12 protein-coding genes and 1 pseudogene are annotated in these 13,702 nt (G+C 45.1%); 9 read left to right on the top strand and 4 right to left on the bottom strand.

Going from position 1 to position 13,702, the window contains the following annotated elements; translation table 11 throughout:
- The first annotated feature begins 112 nt into the window (after positions 1-112).
- The 5 genes and pseudogenes from GLV81_RS07765 to GLV81_RS21695 all read left to right on the top strand — a co-directional run.
- Positions 113-250: a hypothetical protein gene (locus GLV81_RS07765; protein WP_157478312.1), complete on the top strand. Its 138-nt coding sequence runs from the start codon at positions 113-115 to the stop codon at positions 248-250.
- Positions 222-746 carry a UbiA prenyltransferase family protein gene (locus tag GLV81_RS19315; RefSeq protein WP_197429020.1) on the top strand — a complete coding sequence of 175 codons (525 nt, stop codon included), beginning with the start codon at positions 222-224 and terminating at the stop codon, positions 744-746. Before GLV81_RS07765 ends, GLV81_RS19315 begins: the two co-directional genes overlap by 29 nt.
- A complete protein-coding gene (locus GLV81_RS19320) occupies positions 718-1,116 on the top strand; it encodes a UbiA prenyltransferase family protein (protein WP_197429021.1) in 399 nt (132 codons plus the stop codon). The genes GLV81_RS19315 and GLV81_RS19320 overlap by 29 nt, the downstream gene beginning before the upstream one ends.
- A gap of 86 nt (positions 1,117-1,202) precedes the next feature.
- Positions 1,203-1,385 carry a hypothetical protein gene (locus GLV81_RS20145; protein WP_246186313.1) on the top strand — a complete coding sequence of 61 codons (183 nt, stop codon included), beginning with the start codon at positions 1,203-1,205 and terminating at the stop codon, positions 1,383-1,385.
- Positions 1,352-1,579 (top strand): annotated as a pseudogene (locus GLV81_RS21695) (FAD-binding protein); the annotation flags it as partial. The gene GLV81_RS20145 and the pseudogene GLV81_RS21695, both read left to right, overlap by 34 nt.
- Before the next feature lie 123 nt (positions 1,580-1,702).
- Here GLV81_RS21695 and GLV81_RS21700 read toward each other — a convergent pair.
- Positions 1,703-2,497, bottom strand: coding sequence for a YfmQ family protein (locus tag GLV81_RS21700; RefSeq protein ID WP_425500015.1), 795 nt, complete (start codon positions 2,495-2,497; stop codon positions 1,703-1,705).
- Between the two features lie 51 nt (positions 2,498-2,548).
- On the opposite strand from GLV81_RS21700, the gene GLV81_RS07780 reads away from it, so the two are divergent.
- Complete coding sequence (locus GLV81_RS07780) at positions 2,549-3,280, top strand: SDR family oxidoreductase (RefSeq protein ID WP_157478314.1); 732 nt, start codon at positions 2,549-2,551, stop codon at positions 3,278-3,280.
- A gap of 2 nt (positions 3,281-3,282) precedes the next feature.
- On the opposite strand, the gene GLV81_RS07785 is transcribed toward GLV81_RS07780, so the two are convergent.
- The gene (locus GLV81_RS07785) at positions 3,283-3,879 is read right to left on the bottom strand and encodes an HAD-IB family hydrolase (protein ID WP_197429022.1); all 597 of its coding nucleotides are present in this window, start codon (positions 3,877-3,879) and stop codon (positions 3,283-3,285) included.
- Between the two features lie 501 nt (positions 3,880-4,380).
- Between GLV81_RS07785 and GLV81_RS07790 the strand changes: the two genes are divergently transcribed.
- From GLV81_RS07790 to GLV81_RS07800, 3 genes are all read left to right on the top strand, one after another.
- Positions 4,381-6,438: a carboxylesterase family protein gene (locus tag GLV81_RS07790; protein ID WP_197429023.1), complete on the top strand. Its 2,058-nt coding sequence runs from the start codon at positions 4,381-4,383 to the stop codon at positions 6,436-6,438.
- A gap of 38 nt (positions 6,439-6,476) precedes the next feature.
- On the top strand, positions 6,477-7,481 hold the full coding sequence (locus GLV81_RS07795) for a T9SS type A sorting domain-containing protein (protein WP_157478320.1): 1,005 nt from the start codon (positions 6,477-6,479) through the stop codon (positions 7,479-7,481).
- 357 nt (positions 7,482-7,838) lie between these two features.
- The gene (locus GLV81_RS07800; protein ID WP_197429024.1) at positions 7,839-12,341 is read left to right on the top strand and encodes a PKD domain-containing protein; all 4,503 of its coding nucleotides are present in this window, start codon (positions 7,839-7,841) and stop codon (positions 12,339-12,341) included.
- 118 nt (positions 12,342-12,459) lie between these two features.
- On the opposite strand, the gene GLV81_RS07805 is transcribed toward GLV81_RS07800, so the two are convergent.
- Together GLV81_RS07805 and GLV81_RS07810 are read right to left on the bottom strand one after the other, a co-directional pair.
- Positions 12,460-13,053: a DUF4421 family protein gene (locus tag GLV81_RS07805; protein WP_157478323.1), complete on the bottom strand. Its 594-nt coding sequence runs from the start codon at positions 13,051-13,053 to the stop codon at positions 12,460-12,462.
- Positions 13,054-13,162: 109 nt separating this feature from the next.
- Complete coding sequence (locus GLV81_RS07810; protein ID WP_157478325.1) at positions 13,163-13,510, bottom strand: hypothetical protein; 348 nt, start codon at positions 13,508-13,510, stop codon at positions 13,163-13,165.
- Between the last annotated feature and the right edge of the window lie 192 nt (positions 13,511-13,702).

Raw genomic sequence — 13,702 nt, forward strand, 5'->3', positions numbered from 1 at the left:
GGGTATAGGGCGTAAAAATATTCAGTAAACCTATACGCAGCGTGTTTGGTTTTGATGGAAGGCAAAAGGTCTTTTGCTTTGGGTAGATATACTGAAAAACAATCGCTTATTCATGATTTATTTACATGATGCCGTTACCTTTACACATACACTTAAACCAAGCACTTACACACCCAAGCTGTATGTTTCCGGCAGTTTTCGGGTACTAACCTTTATTGCAGATGAAATACATCCAACTGCTACGCCCTAAAGAGTGGGTCAAGAATTTATTTCTGTTGATACCGCTGTTTTTTGCCGGCGAAATGTTCAACAAAGAAAAACTGCTGATGCTGGTGCCGGGCTTTTTTGCCTTCTCCTTTGTGGCCAGCACCATTTATATCCTCAACGATTACCGCGACCGTGAAGATGACCGCAAGCACCCCACCAAGTGTAAGCGGCCGTTGGCTGCGGGGCTCATTCAACCTGCGGTGGCATTGGCCATTGCGGCGCTGCTGCTTATTGCAGGTTTTGCATTGGCATACATGGCCAACCCTAAAATGAAATTCTTGTTTGTGTTGGGTATTTACTTTTTGCTCAACGTGGGGTATTCATTGGGGTTAAAAAACATCCCGATACTCGACATCGTCATTATTGCCGTGGGTTTTGTGTTTCGGGTAAAAGGTGGTTCCATTATTACTTGTTGTTCCCATTTCAGAGTGGCTTATTATCATGGTGTTTTTGCTGGCTTTGTTTATGGCCATTGGTAAGCGTCGGGATGATGTATTGCTGAAACTGAAGTCGGGTACAGACATGCGGAAAAGTATCAAAGGCTATAACCTCGATTTTTTAAATGTGAGTTTATCGCTGGTGTGTGCCGTCATTGTGGTGGCGTATTTCATGTACACCATGAGCCCCGAAGTAATACAACGCATGGGCACCTACCGCTTGTACTATACCTGCTTGTTTGTGTTGGTGGGCATACTGCGGTATTTGCAAATTGTATTTGTATTGGAGCGTTCGGGTTCGCCAACCCGCATTTTTATCGGCGATCGTTTTTTGCAAATATGCATGGCACTTTGGGGTGCCTCGTTTTACTTTTTGGTATACCTTAAGAGTACCATCACGTTTTTTGAATAACCCTTACCCCATTACAAAAGCAACGCTTTTGCAGTGATGAAAATATACAGCATGCCCGCCTGCATGCATCATAGGAGACCGTGAGTATGAAACGCAATATCACCAACTGGGGCAATTACCCGGTTGAAAATGCCGATGAGTATCAACCCGCATTCAGAGACCAGCTGCAAGCGTTGGCTGCAGAAAAAAAGACTGGATTCCCAGGGGCAATGGCCGCTGCTATGGCGATGCGTCGCTGGCATCAACCGTTATTACCACCACCAAACTAAACCGCTTCATTTCGTTTGATACATTGAATGGTATTCTCGATTGTGAATCTGGCGTTACACTCGATCAGGTGTTGGAAGTGATAGTACCCAAGGGCTGGTTTTTGCCTGTTACACCAGGTACCAAACTCATTACCATTGGTGGTGCTGTAGGCTCCGATGTGCATGGAAAAAATCACCATGTGGATGGCTCATTTTCCAACCATATTGTAGATATGGATGTGATACTGCCTGGTGGCGAATTGATTGTGTGCAGCCCCGATGCACATGCCGATTTGTTTTGGGCCACCTGTGGCGGCATGGGCCTTACTGGTTTGATATCAAGAGTAAAATTTCGACTGAAGAAAATTGAAACTTCTTACATCAAACAAAAGCAGATTAAAGCAGCCAACCTCGATGAAATCATTCGGCTGTTTGAGGAATATAAAGATTACACGTACAGCGTAGCATGGATTGACTGTCTGAAAAAAGGGAAAGGTTTTGGCCGCAGCATTTTGATGCTTGGCGAACATGCGCAGCTCAGTGAGCTTACGCCGGCACAGCAGCAACAGCCATTGAAAGTGGTGAATAAAACGCTGTTTCGTTTTCCCGTGTATCTGCCTTCCATCTTTTTGAATAAACTGAGCATTGGCATTTTCAACTTTTTGTTTTACCTCAAAAACACCAAGAAGGAAATCAACAATGTGGTGCCATACGAACCATTCTTTTATCCATTGGATGTGATAGATGAATGGAACAAAATGTATGGCCGCAAAGGATTTGTACAATACCAGTTTGTGCTGCCGCTGAATCAGAAAGAAGGGCTGGCCAATATTTTGCACCGCATTACAGAAAGAGGTTTCGCATCGTTTCTGGCAGTGCTCAAAGTGTTTGGCAAACAAGACACGATGATTGGTTTTCCGATGGAGGGATTTACGTTGGCATTGGATATACCCATTCGCAATGGCCTGTTCGAATTTTTGGATGAAATGGACAAGCTGGTGTTGGAATATGGCGGCAGAATTTACTTGTCGAAAGATGCCAGAATGAAAGCACATACTTTTCAGGAATCCTATCCACGGTTGCAGGAGTTTAAACAAACCATTCAAAAATATAACGGTCAGCAAGTGGTGCATTCATTGCTGTCCGATCGTTTACAACTCACTCCACAATAGCAAAGAATACTTATGCCAACGGTTTTAATATTAGGTGCCGGCTCCGATGTTGCGCAGGCCATTGCACAAGCTTATGCCGCCAAAGGTTACAGCATACAGCTGGCTGCCCGCAATCCTGCACAACTGCAAGCCATCCAAAAAGACATTGAAATTCGCTATCGGGTGGAGTGCTCTTCGGTTGTATTTGATGCAGCTGATTTCGCAGCATCCTCTGCAACCTTTAGTCAGCCGCAGCCGCTGGCCGATGTAGCAGTATGTGTATTTGGCTATCTCGATACTAACGAGCAATCAATGCAGCATTGGCCCGAGGCAGAGAAAACAATAGCCGTGAATTATACCGGTGCTGTGGCCGTATGCAATGCCATTGCCATTCGTATGGCAGAGCGGGGGAGTGGTACTATTGTTGGTATTAGCTCAGTTGCCGGCGAACGTGGCCGTCAAAGCAATTTCTTATATGGCAGTGCTAAAGCTGGATTTTCTGTATACCTCGATGGATTGCGCAACTGGCTTTTTCATAAATCGGTACACGTGGTAACGGTGAAGCCAGGGTTTATCAAAACCAAAATGACGGATGGATTAACCTTGCCGCCATTGCTCACTGCTTCGCCCATGCAGGTAGCAAAGGCAGTTGTACATGCTGTAGACAAAAAGAAAAATACCATTTATGTGAAATGGTTTTGGCGTTACATCATGCTCATCATCAAATGCGTTCCTGAATTTGTATTCAAGAAAATGAAGATGTAGCATTATTCATTTCGGAAAGGTTTAAAATAATGTTCGTGGCTGATGGCAAACATTTCTTTATCGCCACTGCTATCGCCGTAGGCAATAATTTTATCGTATAGGCTCAGGTTGATGGCCTGTTGTATGCGGCGTACTTTTTCTTCACCATTACAGTTGGGGCCATCCAGTTTGCCGGTTAATTTTCGATCAACTATTTCCAGCTGAGAGCAAATCAGTGAGAGCTGCTGTTGGTTGCACCAGGGTTGCAGCCAGTGTGTGGCAGAAGCAGACACTACATACACATCATCTCCATGTTCCAGATGCGATTGTATTTGTGCCAAGGCTCTTGGACGAATGAGCTCGGGTAGACGTTTTTTGTTATAGGCGTTGCAAAGTTGCACAAATGCCTGCTCGTTCATTCCACCAAAAAAAACACTCATAAAAAGTTCTTTGGTAAAACTATTACTTATCAATTTGAGTTTCATCAGTAGCAGCACAGGACTGATAACAATCATCGTAAGTATATACCTGAATTTGCCGGCTGAAAAGCAGGCCGGATCCAGCATAGTATCGTGTGTCGTTATTGTGCCATCAAAATCAAACAGTGCAAGGGTTTTCACAGAAGTGCGGTTTGGTATTATTCGGCAATATACTTCAATGTGTTTTTGATATATGTCAAAACCATAAACTACTGTCATAAATTTTATTACAGAGAACCCTTCTTTTTCTTGGTTGGGCTTGTCATGCATACTCCACAGCATGTAGTTGTGAAAATGACAATTAATTGGCATCGCTGGCTACCATTGGTTTTCTCCTGTGTTTCTACTTTTACATCTGAAAATAAGGCTCTCTCACCCCCTTATGCTGACAGAGTTTCGAAAGAAACATGTTCGCTATTTCAAACATCGCATCGCACTTCAATTTCCGAGAGTTTTCATTTTCCGTCACCGCAGAGTCATTGTGTACAAAATGGCTGGACTGCCTGGTCTGTCAAAAATCTCCCTCCTCCCAGCGACAGGCTGTTGCTCATGAAAATGTAGCAGCAAATCAGATTATAACACCTTAAAAAATTTAATACAATGGCTACCACAATTGTATTACCTAGATTCCTATGGAGGCATGTGATCCTCGTAGGCCTGCTGTTTATCGCCGCCATTCGTTTTACTGTTTTGGCACAAGTAGGAGATCAAACGCTTACCAAAGTAGGCGCCTGGAACGCTTATGTTCACCTTCCTGCTGACTATGCCACTTCCGGCAAAGCTTATCCTGCCATCGTGTTTATACCCGGTGTAGGCGAAGTAGGCACCAATGTTGCTGCCGTATTAAAATATGGCCCTGGCTACTACATTGCCAAAGGCCATAAAATGGAATTTATGGTAGATGGAAAACTCGAAACACCCATCGTGATTTCATTACAGCCCGATAAAGGCTGGCCATCTGCATTGACCATGAACAAATACATCGACTCCGTAATGAAACGCTGGCGTATTGATGTAGACCGTTTGTACATGACTGGTCTCTCAATGGGCGGCTGGAGTTGTGATAACTATATTTCTGGTGGCGAAGCTTATGCCAAGCGGCCTGCAGCCATTGTGTCTATGTCTGCTCCCGATCCAGATTTTCCTTTGATTAACCTGCGCCACTATGCATATCAAGGTGGTGTGTGGTGGGGTTTTGAAGGCACTCAAGACTACCGGAAAATGGATTTGACGAGAGACACACTCAACAATGCCCGTGCTGGTACAGCCCGCTATACAAAATATGTGGGCGGTCACTGTTGCTGGAATACCTGGTACAATCCTGAGTGGAGGGAAAATGGCGTAAGCATTTACGAATGGATGTTGCGTCAGAAAAGAGGTTTGCGTCCCGTCATTCCAAACACAGCCCCCAAAGCGAATGCTGGTGCCGATCAACAAGTATTGCTGCCTACCGATACTACCATGTTATATGGTAGTGGCACCGACAACGAAAGTGCCATCTCTGCATGGAAATGGCGCCAGATTTCTGGTCCATCTACAGCCGTATTTGCAAAGCCAACCGCTGCATCTGGTAAAATTTCAGGACTGGTAGCAGGTACTTATGTCATAGAATTGATGGTGACTGATTATGCCAGTACTACTGCCAAAGACACTATGAAAATCAACGTAGTCTCAAATGTGGTTAGTAATGTAGCGCCTGTGGCCAATGCCGGAGCCGATCAGGTTCTTAACGCTCCAGCAACCAGTGCTACTTTAAATGGCGGCGCATCTTACGACTCTGATGGTAGCATCGTAAGTATTCAATGGCAACAAATTGCCGGTGCTGCTGCATGTAGTTTTTCTGCACCCACCGCATTGCAAACAACCGTTAGTGGTTTGAAAGCCGGAAGCTTTAGTTTTTCACTCACCATTACAGATAATAAAGGTGCCATTGCAAAAGATACCGTTAGCATTATCATCAACCAGTTGCCAGTAGCTATTGCAGGTGCCGACCAGCAGTTTAGCACACTTCAAAGCAGTTGCACACTCAATGGCAGTTCTTCCTACGATGCCGATGGTAGCATTGCTGCTATTCAGTGGTTACAAATAGCCGGACCAAGTACATGTAATTTTGCAACAGCTAATACTTTGCAAACTAACGTAAGTGGTTTGTGTGCCGGTAGCTTCAACTTCGTTCTTACCGTTACAGATAATTTAGGTGCAACAGCAAAAGACACTGTACAAGTTGTGATTGTTGTAAACCAGCCTCCTGTAGCCGTAGCCGGTGCTGATAAAGTAGTAGCTGAAGGCGCTGCCATTGGCCTGAGCTCAGCTGCTAGTACAGATGCCGATGGTTCAATAGTAAGTAGTGTTTGGACCATTACCAACAGCGTAAGTGGAGTAGTAGTGGCCAATCTGGTGGCTGTTCCGCCAACCACATTGCCTGCAGGCAAATACCAGGTTCAATTAAAAGTAACAGACGATAAAGGTGCCCAGTCTACCGACGATATGCAGTCGATCGTAAATGCTTATCCAATTGCATTTGCCGGTGCAGATGTCAGCATGACTTTGCCCGCCAACTCCCTGACATTCACACAAGCTACCGCAACTGATGCTGAAGGACAAATAAGCAGTTACAGCTGGACCCGCATTAGTGGCCCCGGTACTGTAACCTGGACAAATGCCAATACACTTGCCGCTGGTATTGCTTGGTTTGGCTGAAGGTCAACACATTCTTCGCATGCAAGTAACCGACAACTATGGCTTACAAGCTGCTTGATACCATCCTGATTACAGTAAAAGCAGCTACTGTAACCGTTCTGAGCTCAAAAAGGAACCGCATTTTGATTGATTGTGGTGCTGCGCCAAGTGTTGGCCAATTGACCGCACAGGATAAATGGGGTAAATATTGGAACAATATGACCAATGGCCGTGCCGGTGTGCAACTGAGCAACGCCAAAGACACCGCCAACAATGCAACCGGATTGGGTATCGAAGTCATTGAAAGATTGGATGGAACTTTTGGCCTTACTGGTTACGGTACCAACGGTGATAATACCATTGGCGATGTAGGTGATTATCCTGCTACAGCTACAAACGACAACATTTTCGCACACAGCTCTACCACCACAGGTCGCTGGAGAGTATTTGGTCTCAACCCTGCACTTACTTACAATTTCAAGTTTTGGGGCACCCGCACTACTTATGGTGTTCGTACCATCCAAATCAAGCAATCTACTGACGCCAGTTTCACACAAGAATCTAACTCAGTAATGAATATAGATTATAACAATGCCATCAATATCAATGGCATTACCGGAGTGACTGAAGTGGTATTTGATATGCGGGTGAAGCCCGGCCAAACCTTCGGCAATGTGAGTGTAATTGATATTGTAACGGTAGAAAACGCTCAGGCACAAACAGCTGCTGCTGCACAACCTGCAGCTCCCATAGCCACTGATGTTGAAGCGCAACCCACAACTCAGCAGGTACACGTAGCTGCAGTTACGCCAGTTGTAAAAGCACAGGTATGGCCTAACCCCGCCAGCTCTGCTTTCAATGTGAAGCTGGATGGTGCTTACAATGGACCAGTGAAATTGCAAATTATCGCAGCTTCTGGTGCCGTGGTAAAAGAAGAACAGCTTCAAAAACAGCAATCCTCAATGGCCGTTCGGTTCAATACTGCAGGTATGAAGCCAGGTATGTACTATGTAAAAGTGCAATCAGGTGCCAAAGCTGAAATGTTGAAGCTGATGGTTCAATAAAAAATAGTGTTGCAACAATAAAAATCCTATTTTAGTGATTCTCAACAGTAAACGGCCTAAAAGTGATAGTTATATAATACCACGAATCGTTATTTGAAAAAAATCAGGCCTTTTACCAGAACAAAGAGACTCGACTTAGAAAAAAATAGCCCGGAAATCGCTGAAATTCAAATTTTGGCACAAAGGTTGTCTTATAAAGAGTGTTTGAAACAGAAGTGGGTGAGAGAACTATCTAGTTTAGATACTTTAAGATAAGGCAATCTTTGCCGGGCTTCTTTAAAAGCCTAGAAGATTGCGGAGTGAATGAAGGTCTGGCTGGCCTCCGCTTTTACATCATCATACTTACCAACCCAACCAATGACGAACGCAATACATAGCATCGTTACAGGGATACTGCGTGTACAACTGTACCGCTTACTGGCCATCGCAGCTTTGCTGTTTGGTTTCCAGTATGCCGGGGCACAGGTTGGTGATCAATCACTTACCACTATCGCTTCTTGGAATGCATACGTACATCTTCCCAATGATTATGTGGATAGTCCTTCAAAACAATATCCGGTTATCGTGTTCATTTCCGGTGTTGGTGAAGTAGGTACCGATCCATCAAAAATGCTGGTGTACGGTCCTGGCAAATACATTGCCGAAGGTCACAACATGGTGTTCAACGTAAACGGCAAACTGGAAAAGCCCATCGTTATTTCTTTACAACCACCCACCGGATGGCCTCAGCCCGCCACCATCAATACACGTATCGATTCTATTTTGGCCCGCTGGCGCATCGATCCGGGCAGGTTGTACCTCACCGGTCTCTCTATGGGTGGCTGGACTTTCGATAACTACATCTGCGGTTCTCCAACATACGGTCGTCGCCCTGCTGCTATTGTTTCTATGTCAGCTCCCGATCCTGATAATCCGTTGAGCAACCTGAAATATTTCGCCCTGAATGGCGGCAAATGGTGGGGATTTGAAGGAACCCTCGATTACCGCAAAATGGACATTACCCGGGATAGCCTGAACGCTGCCGTACCCGGAAGTGCCCGTTATACCCAGTATGTCGGCGGCCATTGCTGCTGGAATACCTGGTACAATCCTGCATGGCAGGAAAACGGCGAAAGCATTTATACCTGGATGCTGAAACAACGCATCAACCTGAGCAGCAACAACCCCAATAATATTCCACCAGTAGCCAATGCCGGCGCTGATACCTTAATTGTATTGCCAACTAATAGTGTGGCTTTGCGTGGCACAGGAGCCGATTTGGATGGCAATATGGTTGGTTATAACTGGAAAAAGATTGACGGTCCAACCACTTTTACTCTCAGCAATGCAGCCAATGCCAATGCTACAGTAACCAATATGGTAGCGGGCTCTTACAAGTTTGAACTGACTGTTACAGATAACAACAGTGCTAAGACAGCAGATACCGTACAGATTGTGGTGAACTCTGCAGGCAATTACAGCGATTGTGGTTGCGATCGTATTCTTCGCCCACAGGCCGATGGCGGTATTTATGTAAAACTGCAAACTGCCAATGTGAAACCCGGTGAACGCATTTGTATTCTCGCCGGTGTTTATCCCTACATATCGATAGAAGGAGTGAAGGGTACCCCAGAAAATCCTGTACAGATTATCAACTGCGGCGGTGTGGTGCAGATTACACCCGTACAAAAGGCCGATGGTACTTTCAATGGTGGCAGCTACGGTTTTCGGGTGATTAAGAGTCAATATTTCCGCTTGAGTGGTACCGGTATGCCAGGACTGGAATACGGTATTAAAATAGACGGATCAACCAAAGTGATAGCAAACGGCGTAGCCATTAGTGATAGCTCTGGCAACTTCGCCGTTGATCATATCGAAGTGACCAAAACACAGGCCGGTTTTATTATGAAAACCAATCCTGCCAATTGTGCTCCCGGTACATGGGGGCCCAACTGGACAATGGCCAATTTGGATTTGTACAATAACTACATCCACAATATTGAAGGAGAGGGATTCTACATTGGCAACACCAATTATACATCCACAGTAACAGACTGTTCAGGTGTAAGTATTACGGTTCAGGTACAGCCCATTCACAATGTAAAAATTCATGATAACATTACTGACTCAACAGGTTGGGATGGTATTCAGGTGGCCAGTGCTCCAATTGGTGTAGAAATTTACAACAACCGGGTATTGAATTATGGCCGTACCAATATGAGTAGCCAGCAGGCTGGTATTTTGTTGGGTGGTCGTACCAATGGCCGTGTGTACAACAATATTGTAAAAGACGGAACCGGAAACGGTATTCAGGTATTTGGTATGGGTGTAAACTATTTGTACAACAACCTGCTCATCAATACTGGTACCACCAGTCAGGATGGCATTATTGTAGATGACAGGCCATTTGCAGGCGACCCGGGTTTGAGTATCAGAATTATCAACAACACGATTGTAAAAACGGGCCGTGATGGTATTCGGGTAAATAACGTGAACAAGACAATGGTAGCCGGTTCACAGTTTGTCAACAATCTGGTGGTAGCACCGGGTTCCATTGGCAGCAACCCCAAGCCTTATATCAACTATCCTACAACCATTGGCGGTACTGAAAGTAATAATATCAATCTGTCTACAGCAGCAGCGGCCAATTTTGCAAACCTGACTGCGCATGATTATCATCTTACCGCTACTTCACCTGCATTGAATGCCGGTGCAGCCATTTCAAGTTTTGGTTTCAGCAACGATTTAGACAACTTAGCTCGTCCATCTGGCAGTGCAGTGGATGTAGGTGCCTATGAGTTTTTGCAAAACAATACGCTGGCCCCAAGAGACAATGCCAGCAATCAGGATTACTCTACCTTAAAAAACATGGTACCAGTAAACGGTACATCTTGGAATACCATTTACGATAGTGAGCAAAAGCCGGTTTTCGAAATCATGAAAAACGGCCAAACCTTTACAGGTGTTGCTTTTGCTCGCCGTATTGTAACAAAGGAAATCAGAAAGTACCAGGCTTATTTTGGCACCACTGAAAAGCAATGGGGTGCTTACTTTTTGCGCAATTGGATGATAGACATACGTGGACAGCAACTCACCGGCAACATGAAGTTGCGGCTGATAGCAACCGCTGCAGAAATAGATGAGTTTGTGGCTGCTTACAATAGTGCAAATGGTACTACTTGTACTGCTGCAGATATACGGGTGCTGCATTACACCGGCGCCAATGCCGATCTCGATTATGCAAACAATATTGCGCAAGCCAATTTGTATAAAAGTATCACACCTGTCATCACCAGCTACGGAAGCAACAATAGTCTTCGCTATGTAGAAGTAGATGCAAACGCCGGTGGCGAATTTTGGATGGTGCTGACCTGCGAGCCCCCAAGAACAGGTGTTGGTCAAAATGCAGGCGTTTCTACCATATTTAGTGAGGCCGATGAAACAGCGGCTTCTTTAAAAGCATGGTACCGTGCGGATAATGTTGCTACGGCTACTGCCCATGGTACCAAGGTGAATCGGCTGTATGATTTAACCGGCAATGGAAACGACGCCATTCAAATGAATGGCAGTTATCAGCCAGAGCAAACCAAAAGTGCGGTGCTCAACCAGCAGCCGGTGTTGCAATTCAATGGCCAGTTATTAGATGCTGCCAATTTGAATATTAACCCTTCGGTGATGCCATACCTGACAGTGTATGCAGTGGCTACACACCGCACAGGCAATATGTACAGTAAAATTTGGGGTAACGATTCGGGCAGTTATGCAAGAGGAGCAGGGTTGCATGTAAACGCCAGTGGTACTACCAAATTGGGTTACCTCAGTGGCGGCAAAGTAAAAGAGTTGGGTACGCTTACTGCCAATCAACCACTGATGTTGAAAACACAGTACAGCCCAAACAATATCCAATCGTCTTTAAATGCGGTGGCACAAGCAGTGGATACTGACGTTACCCATGTAAATGGCAAAACCACTTTTACTATTGGCAACCTCAATTCGCTGAATACGCAACCCGCTTTCCATGAGTTTTGGGATGGTCAGGTAGCTGAAGTGTTGGTGTTTAATGCATTGCTCAGTGAGGCGCAACAATTGGTTGTAGAAAATTATTTAGCCGCACGGTACAACCTCAGCATACCTGCAGCCAGAAACCTGTACAGCATGGATGATGCCGCCAATGGCAATTTCGACCACGATGTGGTAGGCATTGGTATGGCAGCAGATAATAGTGCTGTATTTGGTTCAAAAGGAATGGGGGCATTACAAATTCAACATCCCTCCGATGTACAAGCCAACGAGTGGTTGTTTTGGGGCCACAATGGTGCGGTTGTAAACAGTGTGGGTGTGGCAGATGTGCCAGCTGGATTGGTAAGCCGGATCAATCGTATTTGGCGGGCCAGCGAAACTGGTGAAGTGGGAACAGTTGATGTCGTAATGTCTTTGGATTCCATTCCCGGACCTGTGCAAGCTGAGAACCTGCGTTTGCTGATTGATACCGATGGCGATGGCCTTTTCAATGATGAACAAAGTGTAAATGGTGGCATTGCTGCTGTTGGTCAGCGTTTGGATAGTAACACGGTCGTGTTTCGTCAGGTAAACCTGAACAACGGACAACGTTTCACAATTGGTTCTGCTTCATACGCTACGCCTTTGCGTGAAGCGTATGTATTCAGCGGCAATGGCAATTTCTCCAATGTAGCCAGCTGGAAAGGAGGCATACCGCCAACTGCATTCATGGCTGATTATTCTGAAATCATTATTGATCCATCCAACAACCTGCCATGTGTGCTCGATATGCCGTTTACTCTCAAAGCCGGCATGAAGCTGGTAGTGGCACCGGGTAAAAAACTGCAACTCACCGCAGTAACAAGAGAAACAGAACAATAATTGAATAACATCATTTCAACCCTTAGGGCACATTGCTGATTCCAATGTGTGGTGTGTAGGAAACTGATGAGGAACAAAGCAAAAAGCCTTGGCAATGTTGCCGGGGCTTTTGTTGTATTTATATGTTGTTCAGAGTCCTATTTTTTTTGCCAGCGGCATCCACATTGCTAGCCAGCCATTTGGGGGCTTGCAAACGATACCCGGCAAATACTTGACCAGAAAGATTGGCTTCCTTACTTACAGCAGTGGTGCGTTGTTGGTTGAAGGAGGCACCACTATATCTAAAGTAGGCGCCTGCAAAAAAGCGTTTGCCATTAAAACCAGCACCGGCATTGCCATCTATCCTGAAGATGACATTGCTCTGCCGTGTTGTAAAATGCTCAGTCAGATAACGGGTGGTGAGTTTGGAGTATATGTAGCCAAAACCGGGTGTTGCACCAAGGGCCAAATAAAAGTCTTTGCCAAATACAAAGTTGTAATAGTATCCGGCACCTAAGAGTATTTCAAAACTGTTGCTTTTTTGAGAAGAATTGATGGAGGTTAATACAGTCTTGTCATCTATAATTTGATACCGGTAAAGTAAAGTTGGTATAAATGTACCGGTACTTCTCAATTGCCGTTCTGTTTGCGTGGCTATCGCATTTACTGAAAAGGGTTGGTGAAATTGTATGCTGTTACCCCTTGGTATAGCATATTGACCAACATCGGAAATTGTACATACGGATCACCATCTTGCCAACCAGGCCGGTAGGCTGCTGTATTCTTCAGGTAATAGCCTTTGTTTCTTGAGTAAGACAATTCTTGTTGCCAGTGTTTCAGGTTTACATTAAACTGTATCCTGTGCCACTGCTTTTGCCTTTAATGGCATCGTCATCGTTGCCGGGTAAAAATTTGGGAATGTATTTGATGGCAAATGAAATAAAACGATAACTAACACCAATACGGGTAACGCTTTGTGCATTCACAGCAAGGTCTACATCGTTGCCGGCGTTGTGTACCGCCAGGCTATTGAGGCCACCCAGCTGGCTCAGCTTCAGGTTGATGAAGTGCCCCATGTACTCAATGGAAGCGTCGTTTTGCGGTTTGGTGCTGTCGAAGCCAGCTGGAGTCATCTGTGCAAATGACATAATCGACATGATACAGCAGCTGGCGAGTAAGCGAATGTGCATAACAAAGAGGATGGAAGAAGATGTGAGGTAAGGTACAGCTGTCAATCAAGGTGTACAAATGTTCAACCGTTTGCTATATTATGTTTCGTGTTGAATGAAACATAATACAGCACCTTTCGAACATTCAAAAATGCTGCTCCTGAAAACCAACATCCAAAAAACTGCCTTTTAATGTATTTCAATAACCTCACG

Source organism: Phnomibacter ginsenosidimutans (genome assembly GCF_009740285.1).
GTDB classification, from domain to species: domain Bacteria; phylum Bacteroidota; class Bacteroidia; order Chitinophagales; family Chitinophagaceae; genus Phnomibacter; species Phnomibacter ginsenosidimutans.

Excerpts from the sequence above, each read along its gene's own strand:
- GLV81_RS07765 (WP_157478312.1), top strand. The coding sequence starts at position 113 with ATGATTTATTTACATGATGCCGTTACCTTTACACATACACTTAAACCA.
- GLV81_RS19315 (WP_197429020.1), top strand. The coding sequence starts at position 222 with ATGAAATACATCCAACTGCTACGCCCTAAAGAGTGGGTCAAGAATTTA.
- GLV81_RS20145 (WP_246186313.1), top strand. The coding sequence starts at position 1,203 with ATGAAACGCAATATCACCAACTGGGGCAATTACCCGGTTGAAAATGCC.
- GLV81_RS21700 (WP_425500015.1), bottom strand. The coding sequence starts at position 2,497 with ATGCACCACTTGCTGACCGTTATATTTTTGAATGGTTTGTTTAAACTC.
- GLV81_RS07780 (WP_157478314.1), top strand. The coding sequence starts at position 2,549 with ATGCCAACGGTTTTAATATTAGGTGCCGGCTCCGATGTTGCGCAGGCC.
- GLV81_RS07795 (WP_157478320.1), top strand. The coding sequence starts at position 6,477 with ATGGCTTACAAGCTGCTTGATACCATCCTGATTACAGTAAAAGCAGCT.
- GLV81_RS07800 (WP_197429024.1), top strand. The coding sequence starts at position 7,839 with ATGACGAACGCAATACATAGCATCGTTACAGGGATACTGCGTGTACAA.
- GLV81_RS07810 (WP_157478325.1), bottom strand. The coding sequence starts at position 13,510 with ATGCACATTCGCTTACTCGCCAGCTGCTGTATCATGTCGATTATGTCA.